Source organism: Kitasatospora sp. NPDC057223 (assembly GCF_042669755.1).
GTDB lineage: Bacteria > Actinomycetota > Actinomycetes > Streptomycetales > Streptomycetaceae > Kitasatospora.
Genome location: NZ_JBHUWW010000152.1, coordinates 1 through 20,121, shown reverse-complemented (window position 1 = coordinate 20,121; position 20,121 = coordinate 1). Strand labels below are relative to the sequence as shown.

Here is a 20,121-nt window from a genome sequence, read left to right as displayed (position 1 = left end):
GTGCTGGCCGGTAAGGCCCCGGGCGGTGGCCTCGTGGTTGACCCAGGCGGTGAAGTCGTTGATCCGCAGGTTCAGGCCCCCGGTCTGCAGGGACCCGCCGGGCCGGCCGCTGTAGTGGGCGGCACTGAAGAGGAGTTCCCGGATCTCGGTCCGGGGCGCAGCGGCGCTTCGCGAACTTCCCCCGGCCGGAGGCCACCTGATGAAGCACCGCGCCCGCACTTCCTCCCCTGCCCGCACTGACTACTACCGGGCCGCGACCTACCGACGGTGGGTCGCCCGGCAGATCGGCCCGCGCCGCGTCGGCGGGCTTTACCGCACCAGCCCGTTCGACCCCGTCTACGAGGTCCTGGCCGTCGACGCGGGCCCGCGCACCGAGTGGCCGGTCTGGCAGATCACCGTGCGCACCCTCGGCGAGGCCAGGATCCACACGCACTGCGCCGCCTGGGAGGGCGAGGTCGTCGCTGAGCCCGGCGAGCAGGCCCTGACCGTCTGGGCCGAGCACGCGCTGGCCCGGACCGCCGCCGCCAGCGGCGCGCTCCTCGAGCAGCGCCACCTCCTGGACGAGGCCGCCCACCCCGCCACCGTCGCCGCGCTCCACCGGCTCGCCCTCACCGCCCGGCTCCCCCAGCACGCCTGAGCACACCCACCCCACAGAGAAGAAGGAGGCCGTCATGGACTGGCGTCACCGCGCGGTGTGCCGCGACGAGGACCCCGAGCTGTTCTTCCCGATCGGCAACACCGGACCCGCCCTGCTTCAGGCGCAGGAAGCCAAGTCGGTGTGCCACCGCTGCCCCGTCATGGAGCAGTGCCTCACCTGGGCCCTGACCACCAGCGAGACCGGCGTCTGGGGCGGCACGAGCGAGGACGAGCGACGCGTGATCAAGCGCCGCGCAGCCCGCAACCGCCCCCGCACCGCCTGACCTGTCGGTTGCTGTCGATCGCCGCCGCGCCCACCCCAGCACCACCGGGGCCGGGCGCGGCGGCGTTCGACGGTGCCCGACGGCGCCGCCCGCCTCTCCCCTTTGCACTGGAGGATCTGATGCGCTGGAAGCGCGAGACCCGCACCGCCCCGCCCGCCGCCGCCGAGAGCGGCGCGGCCGACACCGCCCTCACCGACACCGCCCGCCGACTGGGGGAGACCCGCGCCGAGCTGCTCGCCGCGCGCACCGACCTCGCCACCCTGCGCGGCGAGCTGGCGGCCGCGCAGCAGCTCGCCCGCCAGGCATCGGCCGGCGAGGCCCGCGCCCGGGCCCTGGAGCAGCTCCTGCTGCGGGACGCGGGCGCGCAGGCCGCCGACCGCGACCGTACGATCGCCGGCCTGCGCGCGGAGCTGGAGCAGACCCGCGCCGTGCAGCTGGCTGCCGTCGGTCTGCCGGAGCACACCGTGGCGCGGTTCCTCACGCTCGGCGGCGGCTTGGTCGCCCTGCTCGCCGTACCGGACGAGGACCGCTACGAATCCCCGCCTGTCTACGGCTACGAGTGCCTGACCTGCGGCCACCAGGCCAGTGGCGCCTACCGGATCGCCGACGGCCGCCGGTGGGCCAACGAGCACGCCTCCACGTGCCGGGCCCTCCCGGCCCCGGTCATCGACCTGCCCGTCCAGAAGGGAGCGACCCGGTGACCACAACCTACGAGAGCCCGCCGCCGGCCACCGGGCCGGGTGCGGTGAACGGTAGCCCGGTGCTGCCGCAGAAGCTGGGCCTGCCTGCGCAGGAGCGCGGCGCCACTACGCCCCCGCAGTCGCAGCCGGCGTCGGTGCCGGAGGCGGAGCAGGGCGTTCCCGCCGCGGCGGTGCGGGTCGAGCTGGCGGGCTGGGAGAAGGGCCTGGCCGTCGTCGGGGTCCTGCTCGCGGTCGGTGTCTCCACGATCGGCCTGGTCGCCTCCTACAACGCGGTCGAGGCCAAGGCCGCGGCGCCGGTCGCCGAGGGCGGCTGGGGCTGGGAGCAGCCGTGGATGCTGCCCGTGGCGGTCGACCTCAGCATCCTGGCGTTCGGCATCGTCAACCTGCTGCTGATCAGGGCGGAGCGGGAGGCGGGGTGGGTGAAGTGGGTGCCGAGGGCGCTCACCGCCCTGACGATCTGGCTGAACTGGGAGGCTGGCGCGTCCGGTACGGCCGCCGCCGGGCACGCTGGCCTTGCCGCGCTGTGGGTCGTCTTCTCGGAGATCGCGGCCCACCTGTACGCCGGGCACATCGGCCGCCTCAAGGGGCGGCGTCGGATGGAGGGCGTGCGGGCCTCGCGTTGGCTGCTGTCCCCGTGGTCCACGGCGGCGGTCGCCCGGCAGATGAAGCTGTGGGAGATCACCTCGTACGACCAGGCGCTGGAGCTTCACAAGCAGCGCAAGGTGTACGCCGAGATGCTCACTCAGCGTTACGGCAGGCGGTGGCGCAAGCTGGCCGATGCCGACGAGATGCTGCCGGTTCGGCTGAAGGCGTACGGCCTCACCGTCGCCGAGGCGCTCGACCAGCCCGCCACGATGGCCGACGAGGCCGCCGTACGGGCGCACGAGGCCGGTGTACGGTCGCGGGCGCTCGCCCTACGGGTGGAGGAGGAAAGGGCTACGGAAGCCCTGCGCGCGGTCGAGCGCGAGGCCGCCGTCGACACCGCCAAGGCCCAGGCCGAGGCGCGGCGGCTGCTTGCCGAGGCGGAGCGGGTCAAGGCCGAGGCGGAGGCCCGTACGGCCGCCGACAGTGTCGTACGGGCGGCCGAGGCGGCCGTACGGATCGAGGAGGCCAGGGCTACGGCCGAGACGCAGCGCCTGGAATCGGAGGCCCTCGCCGAGGCGACGAGGGTCGCGGCGGCGGCGCAGGCCGAAGCCGACCGGATCCGCCGTCAGAGCGAGGAAGCGCAGCTCACGTGGCAGAGCGAGCAGCGTCGGCGTCAGCGGGAGGAGGCGGAGGAGGAGCGCCTGGCGGAGCTGGAGGCCACCCGTACGGCGGACGAGGCCCGCGACGAGATGAAGCGGCTCGCGGCCGAGCGCGACGCCGAGCTCTCGCGCATCCACCGGGAGCGGGCGGAGGCCGACCAGGCCGCCGCCGAGGCCAAGAGGCGGGAGGCCGTACAGCTGGCGCAGGCGGCCGAAGCCAAGCGGCTGGCATCCGTACAGCAGGCCGAGGCACTCGTACAGCAGACAGAGGCGAAGCGGATCGCGGAGGAGAACGAGGCCGCAGCGGCCCGCGCCGGCGCCGAGGCGGCGGAGCAGCGGCGCCTGCTGGACGAGGCGCTGGCGGCGGCATCCGAAGCCCAGGGCCGTGCCCGCCGTACACCGCAGGAGCGGGAGGCGTACACCGTCGCGCAGCTGATGCGGGACAAGGGCGAGAGCGTCGTCACGATCAGTTACGTCCAGTCGGCGCTGGGCCTGACGCACACCACCGCGCAGGACCGGCACAAGCGTGCCCGGGCGATCCTCGCCGACGGCCTGCTCGACACCCCGTCCACCGGTACCGAGGGCGCGGCCGAAGCCGGCGCCCAAGAGTGAGCAGGGGCGGAAACGGGTCCGGACGGGGGCGTTCGTACCGCCCCCGTCCGGACCTCCATCCAACCACGCCCACCGCCTCGCACGGGCCATAACAGCACGTCAGAGCACATGGCCATGTCCGGCTGCTCGTAGTCGGCCCCGACCACCCGAACCGGGGTGGGTGCGGGGCCGGCCACGGCCGTCCGGGCCGACCCGACGTCCCAGGGAGGACCGCATGACCCACGAGACGACGCCCGAGGACATCACCGCGCCGCTGCGCGGCATCGCGCAGAGCCCGGAGGCGTTCGCCGCCTACCTCGCCAGCATCCAGCTGGTCCTGCTCGGCATCGGCAAGAACCTGGAGACCCTGCAGAGCGAGACCCGCGTGCACCTGCGCGCCACCCACGTCGAGGGCGACCGGTTCTTCCACGCCCGGCTGCGCGCGATGCCGGTCGAGCGGGCCCTTAGGGACGTCCTCGGCCACGTCCACGCCCTCACCGAGGGCCTGGAGAAGACCACCTTCAAGCGCCGCGCCCACGCCGACGAGGTGAATTCCCTCCCCGGAAAGCGGAAGGAAAAGGCCCACGCCAAGGCTCAGAAGAAGAACCGCCCCGCGATTTCCCCCGCACCGGAAATCAACGCAGGGGTACCCGCCGCCCCGGATTCGGTATACGCTGCTCCTGCGTCGATTTACGACCTGGGTGACCGGCGGCCGGCATGACGCGGCCCCTCACCAGTGGCGAACGCCGAGTTGAATCCCAGCGTGACTGGTACATCGGCGAGGAACAGAAAGCCCGCGAATCCCGGGGCGAGCAGGGCGCGATGGAATTCTGGCTCCGCGTCACCCGCTCGCAGATCACCAAGGAGATCCGGGCCGGGCGCACGGACACCTGGGCGGCCTTCGCGCTGGTGGTCCGGCTGTTCCGCGAGGCGATGCGCAAGCGGGCGGCGGGCGACGAGCGGCTGTGGGGCGACCTCCTGCGGTACGCGCAGGACGTCGTGGACCGCGCCCCGGGCGCGTGACGATCCGTGACCGATGAGGCCCCGCCGGGCGCCGGCGGGGCCTCGCGCGCGTATCGCGTGCACACGTGCCCGTGCACACGCGTGCACACGAGAGCCCACTGTCTGTCAACCCCCTGCAAGGAAGGAGCTGACGTGTCCGACGATGACGACCCCGCCGGCGGCGGGACCCTGCTGCCGTTCCCCGGCGCGGGCGATCCCTCGTACGTGCCGCCGCCGATCGCGTCCTACCGCGACACTCTCGCGGACGAGGAGGCGCATTCCCCGGTCCTGCCCGAAAGGCCGGAGGAAAGGACGATGGAACTCCCCGCTATTCCGGTCATTCCGCGTCCGGCGGATCCGGCGGCGGTACTGGCTGCCCACCGGAATTCGGCCACCGCCGTGTATTCGGATTCCGGCGAGAGCGGGAATTCCGAATACGGTGGCGGTGAATTCGAGGGCGGCGAATATGTCGTCCGGCGTTCTCTCGCGGACCGGCTCGGTGACTGGCTGGACCACCGGATCGCTCTGGGGCAGCGGCGGATGGATACCGAATCCCCGCTCCGCGAGGCGGAGATCGCGCAGCAGATCGCCCGGCTCGAAGCGAGGACGGGCCGCGAGGTCGGACTGCTCGGCCAGCAGGGCAAGCTGCGCGAGGCCCAGGTGAAGGCGCAGGCCGACCGGACGGCGGCGCTCGGCAAGTCGGATGCCGCCGCCGCGAAGGCCGCCGGCAGGGCGACGTCCGGCCTGGGTGCCGACAGCGGCGGGCGCGGCAAGTCCTCGCCCGCCGGCTCCGCAGGGTCCGGCCGCACCGGCGGCGGGACGGGCAGCACCCCCGGGCCCGGCGCCAAGGGCAAGGACACCGGCTCCGGCCCCGGCCCCGGCCCCGGCCCCAAGGGCAAGGACACCGGTAAGGAGCTGGGCGCCGCCAACACCTCCAAGGGTGGCGGGAAGGGCCCTGGAGGGCCTGCTGGAGGCCGGGACAAGCCGGTTCCGGGCAAGGAGACCGGCGCCGGTCCGAAGGGTCGTCAGAACGGCCCTGTCGGGCCCGACTCGGCTGGTGGCGGGAAGCCGAAGACCGGCGGCACGGGCGGGGCGAAGCAGTCCGCCTCCAGCCCCGCTTCCAGTCCCGGCGCCGAGCGGTCCCGAGGCCGCGGTGAGCGGGCCGCAGCCCGCCAGGCCGCCCAGCAGCAGCGGCGCGGTGCCGACCAGGCCGCCGGCCTCACCGACCGCTCCAAGGACCGCGACCAGGCCCGCGAACGCCAGCAGGCCGCATGGCAGGACCGCCGCGCGAAGAAGGAGCAGCGCGCCGCCGAACGCAAGGCGAAGAAGGAGGCCGCGGCGGTGGCCCATCCGGAGCGCACCACCCTCGGCGCAGCGGTCGCGGAGCAGGCCCAGCACCGCTGGGACAAGCGTCGCAAGGCCGCGAAGGCCGCCGAGAGGGCGAAGAAGGAACAGCTGAGGAAGGAGCGCGAGGAGGCGGCCGGTGCCGGTGGCCCGGAGGCCGACCCGGCCAAGGACGCGGAGAAGGCCAAGGCCGCCGAGGAAGCGAAGGCCGCGAGGGATGCGGCGAAGGCCGAGGCCGTCGAAGAGGCGAAGCGGGCGAAGGAGGCCAAGGACGCGGAGAAGGAGGCGAAGGAGGCCGAGGCGAAAGCCGCCGGGGACGCCGAGAAGGCGGCCCGGGACGCGGACAAGGTCAGGAAGGCCGAGGACGCCGCGAGGGCCAGGGCGGAGAAGGAAGCGAAGGAGACCGAGGCGAAGGCTACCCGGGACGCCGAGAAGGCGGCCAGGGAGGCCGAGGCGAAAGCCGCCCGGGACGCCCGGGACGCCGAGAAGGCGGCCCGGTCCGAGGAGGCGAGGAGGGCGAAGGGGGAGAGGGACGCCGCGAAGGCGAAGGCGGCCGAGGACGCGAGGCGGGCGAAGGCCGCCGGGAAGGAAGAGCCGGCCGGGCCGGTCTTCATCCCGTCCTACCGCACCGACCGGCCCCCGGCGGGCGCGCGGCCGCCCGCCGGCGAGGACGGCGACGTCGCGGACGCGGTGGTCGTCGGACCGCAGGCGCTGTCCCGAGCTCCCGAGCCCCCCACCCAGCGGCCCGGCACCACCAGACCCGGCCAGGCCGGGCCCGACCAGCAGGAGGACAGCATGAGCACGGCGCAGCCCGCGCAGGTGCCGGGGCAGCGCACGATGCCCGCTCAGCACCGCACCGAGATCACGTTCGACGAGTACCTGATGGACATCGCGAACATCGCGCTGGACGCCGGCATCGACAAGGAGGCGGCGGAGTCGCTGGCCGAGGCCCTGGGCCTGGTCGCGGACGCGCTGCGGGACATGGCGACCGACCTGGTGACGGATCACAACGTGTCCACGCAGGTCACCGACCAGGTCGTGGGCCTGGCGGACGCGGCGGCCGCGATGAAGGCGCAGGCGAAGCGCTGCGCGGGCGAGTGCGAGCTGGCGGGTGAGGCCGCGACGCTGGCGGCCGTCGCGGTGGCCCGCGTCTACCAGGCGGACATCGACGCGATGGACGAGGCGGGCCTGGCCCAGGCCTCCTCCGCCGCCCACCACGACTGACGAGAGACGGAGCACTGCTGATGAGCGACCTCGACGCGCGGCCGGCGCCGGTGCTGGCGCCGACCGACGGCGACAACGGGTACCGGGCGGTCCAGCACAAACTGAAAACCCTGGGCGAGGCGATGGACAGCGCCACCACCGAGCTGGAGATGTTGCAGCGCCGCATCCGCAGCAACGCGGACCGGGCGACGGAGCTGGCCGAGCAGATCGCCCAGGCCGAGCTCGACACGAAGTTCGTCGAGATGACGAACCTGGTGGCCCTCGCCCTGGGCGGCGCCGGGATTGAGACCGGCAAGCTCCACGCGACCGCCCAGGAGGTCGCGGCGCTGGCCCACGAGACGCGCACCGTGCACTCGAAGCTGTACTCCGGGCTGGACGAGGTCCGCTCCGGCAGGCGCGAACGCACCCCCAAGCCCGGGTTCTTCGCCCACTGACCGCCGGCCCGAGCCCATATCTGGCTTCATCCGGCCCTACCCCGACCCCTGATGGGCGGTCCCGCTACCCGGCGGGGCCGCCCATCACGCTTCCCGCCTTCCCGATCAGGAGAGAATCCGTGTCCCTTGCCCGCAGCGTCGCCCTGGAGCGCATCGCGTACACGCTGGCCGCGCCGGTCCTCGCCGCGGCCCCCAACATCGACCCACAGAGCCCGGTCAACACCGTCGTCGTCCTCGCCGGAGCAGCCTGCGGCGTCGGATCCCTCTACGCTCTCAGGAGCGACGGCAAGGCCGGGCGCTGGCTGGTGCGGCTGTCCCCGCTCACCCTGGCCGGTGCCCTCGACATCGCCGCGCAGTCCACCCCCGGCTGGGGCTGGGACGCAGCTCTCGCCGCCGGATGGGCGGCGGCCGGCTGCCTGGTGCTGCCGCTGTCGCGCGGCGGCCGCCGCAAGGTCCGCCGCGCCATCACCGCCCCCGCTCCCGTCCCCCAGCTCGCCCCAGCCCCCCAGCCCGCCCCGGCGCCCGCCGACGGGGACGCCCTCACGCGCGGCGTGCGGGCCCTGTGGGAGCGCGCCGGCAACCCCGGCCGCACCCACGTCGTCAAGGCCGACCGCCACCCGGGCATGCCGCACGACCTGACGGTGCTGCTGCGCGCTTCCGAGCCGGGCCGGGCGATCTCCGGCCTGCGCGAGGCGGATGTCGCCGCCGCGTTCGGCATCGCCGAGGACCGGGGGGTCATCACGCTGAGCCCCGTCGCCCAGCGGGCGGGACGTCAGGGCGGGCCGGGCTGGCTGGAGGTGGCCGTGACCCCCGACGAGGCCCTGCGTCGGCGCACCAGCCCGAGCGATCACGAGTGGTGGGCCGACAAGGTCGGTGCCGCCGCGATCCGCGGCTCGGTGTTCGTCCGCAAGGTCCGCAACGACGCGAGGGGCGTCACCTACTGGACGGCGCACCTGCCCGACGGGGTCGCCGAGCCGCGCATCGACAAGGTCGCGCTGTGCAAGGCGATGAAGGTCTCCGCGGAGGACGGCGTCGTCTTCGTCACCGTGGCCGGTTCGGACATCCTGGTGTCGGTGTGGGACGACTCCCCGCTCGCCAAGGTGTACCCAGCGACCCGGGAGCTGCTGACCCCGGACGCCGAGGGGCGCTGGGTCGCGGGCTACCTGCCCAGCGGCCAGCCGGCCCGCAACCGCGTCTACACCGACCGGGGTGCGGCCCACGGACTGATGGTCGCTCCCACCGGCGGCGGCAAGACCCAGCTGATGTCGTTGTTCGTCTGCGCGGACGCCAACTTCGGCGCCGTCGTGTGGGTCGCCAGCCAGGCCCCGGACGAGAAGACCACCACCCTGGGGCGGTTCGTCGACCGGCAGGGCACCGGCGAGCTGTACATGGTCCGGGCGATGCGGGCGGCGCTCGCGCTGATGGAGATCCGTGCCGCGATGGTGTGGGCGGACGGCCTGCTGCACGACTGGGACCCCAAGCTCCCCGGCTGCCCGTACGCGCCGCTGTCGGTGTACTGGGACGAGTTCCTGACCGCCGCCCGCGAGGGCGTCTACGGCCCCGAGATCATGGACAACGCCGAGGAGATCAGCGTCAAGGGCCGCAAGTACGCCATCGGCGAGAAGGTCGCCGGGCAGTCCGTCTACGTCCAGGACGGCTTCACGCAGCTGCTCAACGAGAACCTGCGCGAACTGTGCATCCCGATCGTCCTCAAGGTCGCCCCGCGCAAGGTCACCGCCATGTTCAAGGCCCTCGGCATCGCCCCCGAGGACATCCCCGAGCCGCTGCCCCGCAGCTTCTCCAAGGCCGATGAGGGACGCATCGACCGGATCATGCGGGGCGAGCCGGAGCCCCCCAGCAACGCCAACACCGGCGGGGTCGGCTGGATCGTCGACGGCAGCAAGCCCGAGGTCATGAGGTCCCTGTTCATCGACTTCTCCCAGCCCGTCGACCACCTGTTCCCCGAGACGATCACCCACCTCACCGACCACGAGATCGCCGAGCTGACCAAGCGCGACCTGTGGTTCGACTGGCAGAACGAGCCGCCGCGCCCCGGCGAGTTCGGCCCCGAGACCAACGAGGAGGACGAGGACGACGACGGCGCACCCCGCCGGGGCAAGCCCCGCACCGGCGGCAAGGGCGCCGCGCGCCACGACGCCGTCACCTCCCCCCGCCAGGCCCTGGCCGCCATCAAGCACCTCACTGGCGCCTGACCAGGCATCACCCCGCCCCCACCGGGCCGGGCCGGACAGTTCCGGCCCGGCCCCGCTCACGCCCGCCCCGACCAGAAAGGCACCGCCCGATGGCCCTGACCGTCTCCGCCGTCGTCCTCCTCGGCGTCCTCGCCGCCTTCCTCATCCGCGCCCGCCGTACCACCGTGCCCGCCGCGATCGCCTGCGCCCTGTTCGGGTTCCTCCTCGCCTCCACCGGCCTCGCCCCCGCCGTCAACAGCGTCCTCGGCGCCGTCACCGAGGCCCTCGCCGGCATCGGCTGACCAGCGCCTCCCACAGCCGCCGGCCTGACGCACCACCAGGCCCCACCCAACCGACACCGAGGACTGACCGGCCCTCGCACCCCCCTTTGGAGCGCACCATGGACAATTCCGACCGCACCCCCGAGACCGGCCGGCCCTCCAGCCCGCAGGTCATCCTCCTGGAGCCCGGATACATGCCGTCGACCTTCGACGGGGAGATCGTCGCCGTCCCGACCGGCCCCGACTACGGGGACGCCACCAGCGTCCCCGCGCTCGTCGACGGCCAGGCCGCCGCCGTTCCCGTCCTTGACGTGAAGGCCCGCCTGGCCGCCATGGAGGCCCGCCTGGCCGAGCACCGCCGGGCCATCGCCGCCATGGGCCCCGTCACACCCGCACCGGCACTCGTATCCGCACCCGTACCTGCCATCGACCCGGGCCTGTCGCTCGCGGTCCGTCAGTACGTCCTCTACGGCTCCATCGCCTCCCTCGCCGCCGGCGGCGCGGTGTGGATGCTGGGCGCCGCCGTCGCGGAGGTCGCCCCGCACGCGGACGCACTCGGCAACCTCCTCAAGTGGGCCGCCGTCCTGGTCGCCGCCGTGGTGCTCGGCGTGGCCGGCCTGCTCGGCAAGCTCCGCTCCGTCGCCGCAGGCACCGGCACCGGCACGTCCGCGACGGCGAGTGGCGACGGAGCGTCCGCGACCGGCACCGTCCTCGCGATCGTGCACCGCACCCACCAGACCAGCATCGGCCGCCAGAGCGCCGGATGGCGCGGCTCCATCACCAACAACAGCTGACCGGCCCGGGCAGAGGAGGGAGAGCATGACGACCTGGCACCACGACCTGAATGTGGACGGCGTGCCGTACCCGCTGCGGCACCCGCTGCCCGCCCGGTTCGCGGACGGCGACGTCGCGGCGGGCGACCTGATGGAGCTGACGGAGGAACAGGTGCTCACCGCGACCGCGGTCCACGAGCTGGGGCACGCGGTGCTGTGGCTCGCGGGCGGGCTGCGCGTCGCCCGGATCAGCATCCGCCCGGCAGGCCGGGCGAGCGGGCACGCCGAGATGCTGCCGACCGGCGGGGGCGACGAGGCCCGCCTGCGGGCGATCGGTACGGCCGGCGGCGAGCGGGCGGAGGACCGGTGGCTGCGGAAGGCGGGACTGTGGACCCCGGACCGCGCCGCCGTGGTCGAGCTGGGGGCCTGCTCAGACCGCGCCCGGCTGCTGGAGAGCGTCTCCCCCCGCCCGCAGTTCGGCACCGGCGGCCCCGATTTCGCGCTGCTGCACGACATGGCGGACGACGCCCTGGACCAGGTCTGGGAGCGCCTGACAACCGCCCTGCCGGTCCTGCTCCACCGGCAGGTCATGTCAGGTGCGCAGCTCGCCGCCTGCACCGGCCTGCCCCTCCCGAAGCCCTGACCGGGCGCCCGGCCTCGCCCCCGGCAGCCACCGCCCGCCCCGCCACCCCAGGCAGGGCGGGCGGTGGCGCTCCCGGGGACGGGACCGGCCGCCCGGCCGGAGCACCACGACCTGGAGGACCGCATGGGCAACGCCCACTACACCGTCACCCGACCCGACGGCGAGCAGATCGAGGCCGGCTACGACGTCGCAGCCGTCTGCGAGCAGGACGGCTGCACCCTGGAGATCGACCGCGGCCTGGCCTACCTGTGCGGCTCGACGCCCGGCACGCCCGAGGACGGCTGCGGCGGATATTTCTGCTCCCGCCACCTCTACACGGACTGGGAGATGCCCAGCGACGAGCCGCAGCCGCAGAACTGCCTCCCCTGCATCGACAAGCGCCCCTGACCCCTCGCCGTTGGGAGATCCCATCGTGACCGTCACCGCCAACCCCACCAAGCCCGCCGAGGCGGCCGCCGCCCCCCAGCCCATCGCCGCCGCCGAGCGGCTCGTCGCGCCGGCCGGGCCGCTGCCCGAGGCGTCCTGGCGCAGCGGGCGCCTGGACGCGGGCGACCTGCTGGCCCGCCTGACCGGCCTGCCCGACAGCGTGCCGGTGATGACCGGCGACGAACTGCTGGTCGACACCGTCTACGACGGCACCCTGCACCTGCACACCGCCCGCACCGCCCCGCCCTTCCTCGGCCCGGGGGAGCCGGTGGCACCGGCGACGGTGTGGCGCAGCGCCCGCACCCGGCTGCTGACGGTCGGCGAGCTGCGCGAGCGCCTCGCCGAGGTGTCCGACTCGGCGCCGGTCACCGTCGGCGGCGACCCGCTGATGGACGCCGACTACGGCGGCACCCTCCAGGTCTACACCCCGTTCACCGGCGACCCCGAGCCCTACCCGGACGAGGACGACGAGGAGGACTGACCGGTTGCCCGGCCTCGCCCCCGGCAGCATCCCGCCCGCCCCGCCACCCCAGGCAGGGCGGGCGCCGTGCTGCCGGGGACGGGACCGGCCGCCCGGCCTGATCCGCCACCGTCCCGGAGGTATCCGCATGAGCACCGAGCACCTGTCCGTCCTCGCCCTGCTGTTCGCCGGCCCCGTCGCCGGCGAGCGCTCCACCCGAACCACCGCCGCCGACGTCGCCGAGAAGCTCGCCGGCCTGCCCGCCCACGCCCCGGTTCTGCTCTGCGTCCCGGGCTGGGACGGCCCGACCGAGCACCCGCTCGCCTGCGGCCTTTGGGACGGCGCCCTGGTCCTCACCGCCACCCGCCCCGCACCCGCCCAGAGCGAGGCGCTCTTCCCCGCCACCACCGACCCGGACGACGACGTCGCGCCCGGACGCGGGGTCGTCGAGGCCGGGATGACGGTCGGTGAGCTGCGCGACCTGCTCACCGCGATGCCCGACTACACCGCGGTCCTGCTCGCCGTCTCCGGCTGGGACGGCCACGCCGAGCTGCCCGTCACCCAGGCCGACTGGACTGCCGACGGGGTGCTGCTGCTCGGCACCGACTACCCGCACTGCGGCCTCTACTGGCCCGGCGACGCGGCGGCCTGACCCGCAACCACCCCGCCTCCCCGCACGGCCCCGGCCGCCCTGCCTGCCCGCCCTACCCCGAAGGACACCGCCCATGAAGCCCTGGCCACTGCTGGACCGGCTCCGCCGCCCCGTACCCCGTTCCGCACCGGCCCCGCTCCGGCCGCCCGACCCGGCCGACCACGGCGAGGACAGCGTCTACCTGGCCGAGCCGCCCGCCCCCGACACCGACCCGGACAAGGACTGGTGCGTGTGGCCGGCCGAGATCGACCCGGCCGTCCAGCGGCGCAGGGAGGCCGCCACCGCCGCCCGCGACGCCGCCGTCGCCGCCGCCGTCGCTGCCGCCGGGGAGCGGGAGGAGGACCCCTGGGCCGTCCTGCACACCCAGCGCCACGGCACCACCGCAGGCTGACCCACCACCTGCACACCCCGCCACCTCCGGGCCCGGCCGCACCGCGCACCGCGCGGCCGGGCCCCCGCCATGCCACCGAGCAGAGAGCGCAGGACATGCCATGACCCAGCCCAACCCCTTCAAGTCCGTCGACGCCGACCAGGACCAGCCCACCGCCGCTTCCTACGAGCCGCCCACCGGCACGCTGCGCGAGGCCGCCGCCAAGCGCCTCCAGCAGCTCACCGCCCCCGGCAGTGCCCTGGACCGGCGCCGCCGCGAGCTGGTCGACTCCCTGAACGGCGACTGGCGGCACGCCGCACCGTGGATCAAGACCCTCGCCTACCTGATCGCGGCCGCCGCCGGATTCCTGCTGCTCGCCACCGTCGGCGGCATCCTCCTCAACGCCGTCACCGACCTGGTCAACGGCATCCATTTGCCCGCCGACTGGGCCGCCACCGACACCGGCGGCCTCGCCCAGACCATCACCGACCCCGTGCACCGGTTCCTCGACGCCCGCACCGCCACCCTCCCGGTCACCGGCACCACCGCCTACACCCTCTGGAAGACCGCCGGCCTCGCCGCCGGACTGCTGGCCTTCGCCTCCCGGGCGACCACCGCGCGCCTGGCCTGGTCCGCATGGTCCGCCTCGACCCTCGCGGTCGTGTGGACCGCCACCGACCCGGCCGGACGCCCCGTCGCCGCCGGCATCACCGCCACCGCCATCGCCGCCGCCAGCCTCCTCGCCCTGCGCGGCATCTCGTTCTCGCTGCGCCCGGTCCTCCACACCAGCACCCGCACCGACGTCGCCCCGGTCATCCACGTCACCATCCCCGCGCAGCCCGGCCCCGCCGACGGCGCGACGCTCGCCGGGCAGGCCGGGCACCGCTGATGGGAGACCTGCCGGGCTCCGCCCGCGAGCTCCTCGCCGGCGAGGGCTTCGACGAGATCAGGGAGCACCGCACCGGGCAGTGACGTTGCCCACCGGCCCGCGCCCCGCCCCCGGCATCCGGCCGGGCAGCGGGGCGCTCCGGTGGGCGGCGCGGCCGCCCGGCCGACACCACCCACTGTTGGGGAGGAACCCCGTCATGACCACCACCACCCGCGTCACCGTCCAGGCCCGTCCCATCGACCCCGTGCAGCCCGGCGACGTCGTCGTCCTGATCGGCGCCAGCGGCTCCGGGAAGTCCACGGCGCTGCGCGACGTCCCGCCGCACCAGATCGTCAGCCTGGACCGGCTGCGGGCCGTCGTCTCCGAGCCAGTTCTCCTGGGCGTCCACGAGTGTGGTGGGACGGTGCACTGCATCGGGTGACCTTGGGTTCTTCTCCGCATCTCTGGGGCTGTCGTGATCGTTGCGGCATGTTGCAGATGAGATCGGAGGAGACCCTTGAGGGCCTTTCCTGTGAGGCTGCCGTCCGGCGTCCGGTACTGGACGGTGGTCGACGAGAACTACGCGGTGGTGCCGGAGGCGGACGCGTTCCTCCAGCACGTTCGGTTCGGCCGCGACCAGGCCGAGCTGACGACCAAGACCTACGCCGGGCACATCGCCCTGTTCCTGCGTTGGTGCGCGCGGACCGGCCGCGACTGGCGGGTGGCAGCGGAGGAGTTCGGGCTGTTCCTGGTCTGGCTGAAGTTTGGCTCGAAGGAGACGACCGGCATCGACTGGCCGACCGGACCCGGGCTCGTGCTGCCAGGGCCAGGAGCGGCGAGCGCCCGGCAGCCGGCCCGGGTCCAGAACATCGCGACCGGGGTGCGCCAGTTCCTGCTGCACGGCATCACGACGAAAGCGGTGCCGTCGATCGTGATGGCCCAGCTCTTCGAGGTGGCCGAGGACTGGGAGCTGCCAGTGGAGGCCCGCGGGGAGGGCAGCACCGGCTATCGGATGCGGCCCCGGCACCGGGTGAAGGTGCCACGTAAGAAGGGCGAGCGGGCTACCGACCGGGAGATCGTGGCGCTGTTCCTGGCCGCCCACAACGCCCGGGACCGGTTCATCGTCCTGCTGCTGGGTCGGGCCGGACTACGCCCGGGCGGGGCGGCGGGCCTGCGGCGCGAGGACATGCACTTCATGCCGGACTCCACACCGCTGGGCTGCCCGAAGCAGGGCTCCCACCTGCACACCCTGCGCCGCGACAACGCGAACGGGGCATGGGCGAAGCGGCAGCCCGAGGTGGCACCCGGAAGGTGGAAGCCGGTTGACCACCTGGTGGTGCAGGCGTACGACCAGTACGTGCTGGAGCGCATCGCGCTGCCGCACGGCCTGGTGAGCGACTTCGTGCTGGTGAATCTGTTCGCCGCCCCGCTGGGTGCCCCGATGACGGCGGACGCGATCACCGAGTTGCTGGGCCGGCTGTCGAAGCGGGCCGGGCTGGAGCGGAACGTGACGCCGCGGATGCTGCGGCGCGCGATGGGCAGCAACCTAGGCGACGCGGGGGCCGGCCTGGACGAGGTCTCCGTGCTGCTCGACCATGCCCGCCTCGCCAGCAGTGAGCCGTACCTGACTCCGGCGCCTGACCGGCTGCGGTCGGCTGTCGAGGCCGTGCCGTCGCCACGTGAACTGGAGGGTCCGCGATGACCCAGGCCCTCGCCTGGCCGGCGGTGCCGCCGGCCGCAGACGCCCCGGACGCGGAGGTTGCCGCGTTCATGTGGTCGCTGATCCCCGACGATTACCTGTCCGGTGCGGGCTGGGATCCGGTGCGCCGGGTGCTGACCCCGCCGGTCGGCCATCCGACGCTCGGGGCGTGGTCCTGCCCCGTGGCGGGCTGTCCGGCGCCGGTGCAGGGGACGCAGCTGTGCTCAACGTGTCAGAAGCGCCACCGCGTCTCCGGCCTGACCTACGAGGAGTTCGTCCGCCGCCCGCGCACTGGCCGGGCACGCAGCATGGAGGGCTGCTCGGTAGCCAGGTGCGGCAGGCCCAGGATGGACAACGGGAACCGGCGTGTCTGCCGGGCCCACTGGCACCGATTCAAGGTCCGGGGCGGCAAGCTGGAGGAGTTCCTGGCCGACCCGTCGGTCGAGCCGCTGGCCAGTCTGGGTGACTGCGGGGTGCTGGCCTGCACCCGGCAGGCGGCCAGCCTGGTGGGCCTGCGGTTGTGTGAGACACACGACCGGAGGATGGCCCACCTGCGCAGGTCCGGTGTGGTCGTGGACAAGCAGGAGTGGCTGCGGACCGACGATGCCGCCTCCTACGGGACGGAGGTGAGTTTCCGCGGCTTGCCCGACCTGGTCGCCGCCGAGTTGATGTTCGGGATCTACCAGCGCAGCTGCAAGCACGCGAAGACCGCGGTCAGCGCGGTACGCGCGCTGATCGACCGGACGGTGCGGCCAAGCGGCGCGGCCCGGCTGGAGGACGTCCCCCACCCGAAGGCCAACAGGAGTGCCCAGGCGCTGCTGAACCGTACCCGGGCCTTCGTCGCCCGGGTGCTGAAAACTCCGGAGACCGAGTACGCGAAGGACGTGTGGGACCTGGCGCCGTTCGGTCACCGAGGATCGCTGGTCTTCACCGAGCTGTCCCAGCCGTGGCTACGGGAGGCCGCGAAGCGGTGGGCCCGCGACTACGTGACCCGGGTCCGCTCCCGCAGCGCCAACTCGCACACCCAGCAGCACCTCAACGGCCTGGCCAAGCTCTCGCAGAGCCTTCGGGCGCGGCCCGACCGCGGGTTGGAGATGGCGGCGCTGGCCCGCGCCGACATCGAGAACTTCCTGAACCGCGTCTCATTCCTGCAGGCGAACGGGCATTTCACGCTGAACACCCGCCGTGCGTACCTCATGAAGGCCCGCAACGTGCTGCGAGAGGCTCGCGCGATGGGCCTGACCCGCCCCGGCGGCCCGATGGCCGGCCTGCCGGACGACTTCGTCATCACCCGCCGCGACATCCCCAAGGCTGCCGAACCCTCGGAGGAAGGCCAGGACCTTCCCCCGGAAATCCTGCGGCAACTGTGCTCCCACCTCGACCGGTTCGAGGAGATGTGCTGCCGCGAACTGCGCGTCGCGGTCGAGATCATCATCGACACCGGCAGGCGCCCCGACGAGATCTGCCGCCTGGACCTCGACTGCCTGACCCGCGACGGCCAGGGCAAGCCGGTCCTGGTCTACAGCAACTGGAAGGAGGAGCGGATCGGGCGCGAGCTGCCCGTCCACGAGTCGACCGCCGCGTTGATCCGAGCCCAGCAGGAACGGGTGCGCACCCGCTTCCCCGGCCTGCCCGCGTCCGGACTGGTTCTGCTGCCGACCGGCCAGCAGAACCCGGACGGCGCCAAGTCCTACGACTCCAACTACCTCAGCTGCCTGCACCGGGACTGGGTCGAGGCGATCCCCGATCTCCACCTCGACGACGGCACCGTCTTCGACAAGGAGAAGGTCTTCCCCTACGCCTACCGGCACTCCTACGCCCAGCGGCACGCGGACAACGGCGTCCCGATCGACGTCCTGGCCGAACTCCTCGATCACGACTCCTACGAGTCCACCCGTTGCTACTACCGGGTCAAGCAGGTCCGGCTGCGCGAGGCCGTCGACAAGGTCACGCAGATGCAGTTCAACCGCCACGGCGAACGCGTCTGGGGCGCGGTGACCAGCTTCCTGGGCGCCGAGCGCACCCGCCGGGCGATCGGCTCGGTGGTCGTCCCCTTCGGAACCTGCTCCGAGCCCACCAACGTCGCCGCAGGCGGCGGGGCCTGCCCACTGAGGTTCCGCTGTGTGGGCTGCGACCACTTCTCCACCGACGTCTCCTACCTCCCCGAGCTCCGCGCCTACCTCGACGACCTGCTCCGCACCCGGGAGAAGCTGCTCGCGATGACCGAGGCCGACGGCTGGGCCCGCGCCGAGGCCGCCCCCTCCGAGGAGGAGATCCGCCGCGTGCGGCGCCTGGTCCAGCGCGTCACCGAGGACATCGACCAACTCACCGACGACGAACGCGACCAGATTCAGCAGGCCGCCGCCATCGTCCACAAGACCCGCCAGGGCTTTCTCGGTATGCCCCGCATCCGCCAGCCCCTGCCCGACCTGACACCGGAGCGACCCGCATGAGCGCACCAGACCCAAGCGTCCAGGCGATGGTCGAAGGCCGCCGGGCCGACACCGGCAGGCGCCGCCAGCGCGTCCGAGCCGCCCTGGCAGCAGCCGCGAAGGACGGCACCGACATCAGCGTCACCGCCATCGCCCGCCGGGCCGGCGTCGACCGCACCTTCCTCTACCGCCACCGCGACCTGCTCGGCCAGGTCCACGCCCAGGCCGCCGAACCGCCGACCGCCCCGGGCGGCCGGGGACCAGCGGCCAGCCGGGCCTCCCTGCAGACCGACCTCCTGGCTGCTGACGCCCGTACCGCCCGGCTCGCCGCCTGCGTCCGCGCCCTCGAAGCCCGCCTCGGCGAGGTGCTCGGCGACCAGGTCTGGCGGGATATCGGCATTGGCGGGCCGGACGGCACCGAGCGGCTCAACGCCCGCATCACCACCCTCGAACAGCAGGTCGTCGACCTGGAGCTCAAGCTCCAGGATCAGGGCGACGAGCTGAACGCCGCCCGCACGACCATCCGCGAACTCATGAGCCAGCTGAACCGGCCAGTGAGGGACCTTGCGGGTGAGCACAAGCGATCACAGGCCGATGCGTACCAAGATCCCTGGCGAAGCTAGGACTTCGGCGCCGACCTGTAGTTGTCGGCGTACTCCTCTCCGTATGCCGCCGCGATCTGCATCTGCTCGCCGATCTCGAAGACGCCGTCTTCGACCAGGTCTTGTCCGTTCCACCACCAGCGCTTCAGGCCATCCGCTGCGCCCGCGAACCATGTGTGTGTCGCGTAGCCGAAAGCAGAGACACCCAGTGGCAGCTTGGGGAGTGAGATGTTCCGGCGATGGTGACGGGCAGGCGGATGCCAGCCCTGCTCACCCACGATCACGCCGATGGTCAGGTCCTTGGTGATGGTGAGGTGAGCCTCATCCGACTGGGCCGTCTCTTTGGTGAAGCAGAGCCGCCATTCCCGCTCGTGCAGCCAGTCCGCAGTGCCGGGTTCGTAACGAACCCTACGGTTCCGGGACTTGTCGGGGAGGCTGCTTGTGAGGTCCATCTCTGCGTTGGACAGGTACATCACGGGGCGGACACCGATTTCAAGCAGTGCCTCGCGGTCGAACACTAGCCCCCATGGCTCGTACGGCCCTCGCTGGCTCACTCCTGTCCGAAGCATGACCCTGCGGGCCTCCTCGGATGGTTCGCTGAAGCAGACGACCGGAAGGTCCGAGCCCGGTACCTGTGCTCCTCTCAGCTTCCCTTCGAGGAGGATGCTCACCATTCGCTCCTGGGCCGTCCCCTCCGCAAAGTCCGGAGGTTGCGGCCCGTACGCCCCCCTGGGACGGCCGGTGAAGTGAACGAGGGTATCGGGTAGATCAGGGTGTATACCGACGCCGGGAGACTTCGCCACGAATACCTCAACTTCCCTTGAAAGTCCGGATGCTAGCAGTAGCTATCGGCGGCCAGTAGAGCCTTCAGCGGTGCTGCACGCCGCTAGGAACCCGCTTCCCGAGCGACTGGCGCGACACCCTGCTGGGTGAAATCCCGGGCGGGCTCGTGCACCACACCTGTTGCACGGGCTATGGTCGCTCTGACTGCCTCTGAGCTGCGTGAACTCGAACCGCAGGCTCGCGGCGCCCCGGAGAAAGCCAGGCGATCAGACGGCCACTGCCGAGGCCGTCCTCCTCCAGCACCAGATCCTCCTGGCCCGGCTGCGCAGGGGAGCCACTACTTACGTCGACAACACCTCGCTGGCCCCTCACCACAGGGCGCAGTTGGTGGAGCTGGCGCACCAGCACGGGCGCCGTGTGGTCGCCGTGCACTGCGACGCCCCGCTGCCTCTTTGCATCGAGCGGAACCAGGCCAGGCCG

At 73.2% G+C, this 20,121-nt stretch carries 23 protein-coding genes; 22 read left to right on the top strand and 1 reads right to left on the bottom strand.

Annotated features, from left to right (window positions below):
• The first annotated feature begins 199 nt into the window (after positions 1-199).
• The 21 genes from ACFUK0_RS34665 to ACFUK0_RS34565 all read left to right on the top strand — a co-directional run bounded on the left by ACFUK0_RS34665 (position 200) and on the right by ACFUK0_RS34565 (position 18,879).
• On the top strand, positions 200-637 hold the full coding sequence (locus tag ACFUK0_RS34665; protein WP_380256999.1) for a hypothetical protein: 438 nt from the start codon (positions 200-202) through the stop codon (positions 635-637).
• A 34-nt stretch (positions 638-671) separates the two neighbouring features.
• Positions 672-920: a WhiB family transcriptional regulator gene (locus tag ACFUK0_RS34660; RefSeq protein WP_380256997.1), complete on the top strand. Its 249-nt coding sequence runs from the start codon at positions 672-674 to the stop codon at positions 918-920.
• 119 nt (positions 921-1,039) lie between these two features.
• A complete protein-coding gene (locus ACFUK0_RS34655) occupies positions 1,040-1,621 on the top strand; it encodes a hypothetical protein (protein ID WP_380256995.1) in 582 nt (193 codons plus the stop codon).
• Complete coding sequence (locus ACFUK0_RS34650; protein WP_380256993.1) at positions 1,618-3,477, top strand: DUF2637 domain-containing protein; 1,860 nt, start codon at positions 1,618-1,620, stop codon at positions 3,475-3,477. Before ACFUK0_RS34655 ends, ACFUK0_RS34650 begins: the two co-directional genes overlap by 4 nt.
• Before the next feature lie 214 nt (positions 3,478-3,691).
• Positions 3,692-4,177, top strand: coding sequence for a hypothetical protein (locus ACFUK0_RS34645; RefSeq protein WP_380256991.1), 486 nt, complete (start codon positions 3,692-3,694; stop codon positions 4,175-4,177).
• A 101-nt stretch (positions 4,178-4,278) separates the two neighbouring features.
• The gene (locus ACFUK0_RS34640) at positions 4,279-4,479 is read left to right on the top strand and encodes a hypothetical protein (protein WP_380256989.1); all 201 of its coding nucleotides are present in this window, start codon (positions 4,279-4,281) and stop codon (positions 4,477-4,479) included.
• Positions 4,480-4,611: 132 nt separating this feature from the next.
• On the top strand, positions 4,612-7,026 hold the full coding sequence (locus tag ACFUK0_RS34635; RefSeq protein ID WP_380256987.1) for an ATP/GTP-binding protein: 2,415 nt from the start codon (positions 4,612-4,614) through the stop codon (positions 7,024-7,026).
• A gap of 20 nt (positions 7,027-7,046) precedes the next feature.
• Positions 7,047-7,460: a conjugal transfer protein TraB gene (locus ACFUK0_RS34630; protein ID WP_380256985.1), complete on the top strand. Its 414-nt coding sequence runs from the start codon at positions 7,047-7,049 to the stop codon at positions 7,458-7,460.
• Positions 7,461-7,579: 119 nt separating this feature from the next.
• The gene (locus tag ACFUK0_RS34625) at positions 7,580-9,673 is read left to right on the top strand and encodes a chromosome segregation protein ParM (protein WP_380256983.1); all 2,094 of its coding nucleotides are present in this window, start codon (positions 7,580-7,582) and stop codon (positions 9,671-9,673) included.
• An 89-nt stretch (positions 9,674-9,762) separates the two neighbouring features.
• Entirely contained in the window at positions 9,763-9,954 is a 192-nt protein-coding gene (locus tag ACFUK0_RS34620) for a hypothetical protein (RefSeq protein WP_380256981.1), read from the top strand.
• Positions 9,955-10,052: 98 nt separating this feature from the next.
• Complete coding sequence (locus ACFUK0_RS34615; protein WP_380256979.1) at positions 10,053-10,727, top strand: hypothetical protein; 675 nt, start codon at positions 10,053-10,055, stop codon at positions 10,725-10,727.
• Positions 10,728-10,752: 25 nt separating this feature from the next.
• On the top strand, positions 10,753-11,349 hold the full coding sequence (locus tag ACFUK0_RS34610) for a hypothetical protein (RefSeq protein WP_380256977.1): 597 nt from the start codon (positions 10,753-10,755) through the stop codon (positions 11,347-11,349).
• Between the two features lie 123 nt (positions 11,350-11,472).
• Complete coding sequence (locus tag ACFUK0_RS34605) at positions 11,473-11,736, top strand: hypothetical protein (protein WP_380256975.1); 264 nt, start codon at positions 11,473-11,475, stop codon at positions 11,734-11,736.
• A 25-nt stretch (positions 11,737-11,761) separates the two neighbouring features.
• Entirely contained in the window at positions 11,762-12,256 is a 495-nt protein-coding gene (locus tag ACFUK0_RS34600) for a hypothetical protein (protein WP_380256973.1), read from the top strand.
• A gap of 127 nt (positions 12,257-12,383) precedes the next feature.
• Positions 12,384-12,887 carry a hypothetical protein gene (locus ACFUK0_RS34595; protein WP_380256971.1) on the top strand — a complete coding sequence of 168 codons (504 nt, stop codon included), beginning with the start codon at positions 12,384-12,386 and terminating at the stop codon, positions 12,885-12,887.
• A 73-nt stretch (positions 12,888-12,960) separates the two neighbouring features.
• Positions 12,961-13,278, top strand: coding sequence for a hypothetical protein (locus tag ACFUK0_RS34590; RefSeq protein ID WP_380256969.1), 318 nt, complete (start codon positions 12,961-12,963; stop codon positions 13,276-13,278).
• A gap of 100 nt (positions 13,279-13,378) precedes the next feature.
• Positions 13,379-14,146, top strand: a complete 768-nt coding sequence (locus ACFUK0_RS34585) for a hypothetical protein (protein ID WP_380256967.1) — start codon at positions 13,379-13,381, stop codon at positions 14,144-14,146.
• 196 nt (positions 14,147-14,342) lie between these two features.
• A complete protein-coding gene (locus ACFUK0_RS34580) occupies positions 14,343-14,567 on the top strand; it encodes a hypothetical protein (protein ID WP_380256965.1) in 225 nt (74 codons plus the stop codon).
• A 90-nt stretch (positions 14,568-14,657) separates the two neighbouring features.
• Positions 14,658-15,827 (top strand): tyrosine-type recombinase/integrase, encoded by a 1,170-nt coding sequence (locus ACFUK0_RS34575; RefSeq protein ID WP_380256963.1) that lies wholly within the window; start codon positions 14,658-14,660, stop codon positions 15,825-15,827.
• Positions 15,824-18,277, top strand: coding sequence for a tyrosine-type recombinase/integrase (locus ACFUK0_RS34570; protein WP_380256961.1), 2,454 nt, complete (start codon positions 15,824-15,826; stop codon positions 18,275-18,277). Before ACFUK0_RS34575 ends, ACFUK0_RS34570 begins: the two co-directional genes overlap by 4 nt.
• Positions 18,274-18,879 (top strand): hypothetical protein, encoded by a 606-nt coding sequence (locus tag ACFUK0_RS34565; RefSeq protein WP_380256959.1) that lies wholly within the window; start codon positions 18,274-18,276, stop codon positions 18,877-18,879. The genes ACFUK0_RS34570 and ACFUK0_RS34565 overlap by 4 nt, the downstream gene beginning before the upstream one ends.
• On the opposite strand, the gene ACFUK0_RS34560 is transcribed toward ACFUK0_RS34565, so the two are convergent.
• Positions 18,876-19,529, bottom strand: coding sequence for a hypothetical protein (locus ACFUK0_RS34560; protein WP_380256957.1), 654 nt, complete (start codon positions 19,527-19,529; stop codon positions 18,876-18,878). The genes ACFUK0_RS34565 and ACFUK0_RS34560 overlap by 4 nt on opposite strands.
• A gap of 331 nt (positions 19,530-19,860) precedes the next feature.
• Between ACFUK0_RS34560 and ACFUK0_RS34555 the strand changes: the two genes are divergently transcribed.
• Positions 19,861-20,121, top strand: a 261-nt coding sequence (locus ACFUK0_RS34555; protein ID WP_380256955.1) for an AAA family ATPase, incomplete at its 3' end; no start/stop codon positions are given.

Coding starts and splice junctions, on each gene's coding strand:
- ACFUK0_RS34665 (WP_380256999.1), top strand. CDS start 200: ATGAAGCACCGCGCCCGCACTTCCTCCCCTGCCCGCACTGACTACTAC.
- ACFUK0_RS34660 (WP_380256997.1), top strand. CDS start 672: ATGGACTGGCGTCACCGCGCGGTGTGCCGCGACGAGGACCCCGAGCTG.
- ACFUK0_RS34655 (WP_380256995.1), top strand. CDS start 1,040: ATGCGCTGGAAGCGCGAGACCCGCACCGCCCCGCCCGCCGCCGCCGAG.
- ACFUK0_RS34645 (WP_380256991.1), top strand. CDS start 3,692: ATGACCCACGAGACGACGCCCGAGGACATCACCGCGCCGCTGCGCGGC.
- ACFUK0_RS34640 (WP_380256989.1), top strand. CDS start 4,279: ATGGAATTCTGGCTCCGCGTCACCCGCTCGCAGATCACCAAGGAGATC.
- ACFUK0_RS34630 (WP_380256985.1), top strand. CDS start 7,047: ATGAGCGACCTCGACGCGCGGCCGGCGCCGGTGCTGGCGCCGACCGAC.
- ACFUK0_RS34620 (WP_380256981.1), top strand. CDS start 9,763: ATGGCCCTGACCGTCTCCGCCGTCGTCCTCCTCGGCGTCCTCGCCGCC.
- ACFUK0_RS34615 (WP_380256979.1), top strand. CDS start 10,053: ATGGACAATTCCGACCGCACCCCCGAGACCGGCCGGCCCTCCAGCCCG.
- ACFUK0_RS34610 (WP_380256977.1), top strand. CDS start 10,753: ATGACGACCTGGCACCACGACCTGAATGTGGACGGCGTGCCGTACCCG.
- ACFUK0_RS34605 (WP_380256975.1), top strand. CDS start 11,473: ATGGGCAACGCCCACTACACCGTCACCCGACCCGACGGCGAGCAGATC.
- ACFUK0_RS34595 (WP_380256971.1), top strand. CDS start 12,384: ATGAGCACCGAGCACCTGTCCGTCCTCGCCCTGCTGTTCGCCGGCCCC.
- ACFUK0_RS34590 (WP_380256969.1), top strand. CDS start 12,961: ATGAAGCCCTGGCCACTGCTGGACCGGCTCCGCCGCCCCGTACCCCGT.
- ACFUK0_RS34585 (WP_380256967.1), top strand. CDS start 13,379: ATGACCCAGCCCAACCCCTTCAAGTCCGTCGACGCCGACCAGGACCAG.
- ACFUK0_RS34580 (WP_380256965.1), top strand. CDS start 14,343: ATGACCACCACCACCCGCGTCACCGTCCAGGCCCGTCCCATCGACCCC.
- ACFUK0_RS34570 (WP_380256961.1), top strand. CDS start 15,824: ATGACCCAGGCCCTCGCCTGGCCGGCGGTGCCGCCGGCCGCAGACGCC.
- ACFUK0_RS34565 (WP_380256959.1), top strand. CDS start 18,274: ATGAGCGCACCAGACCCAAGCGTCCAGGCGATGGTCGAAGGCCGCCGG.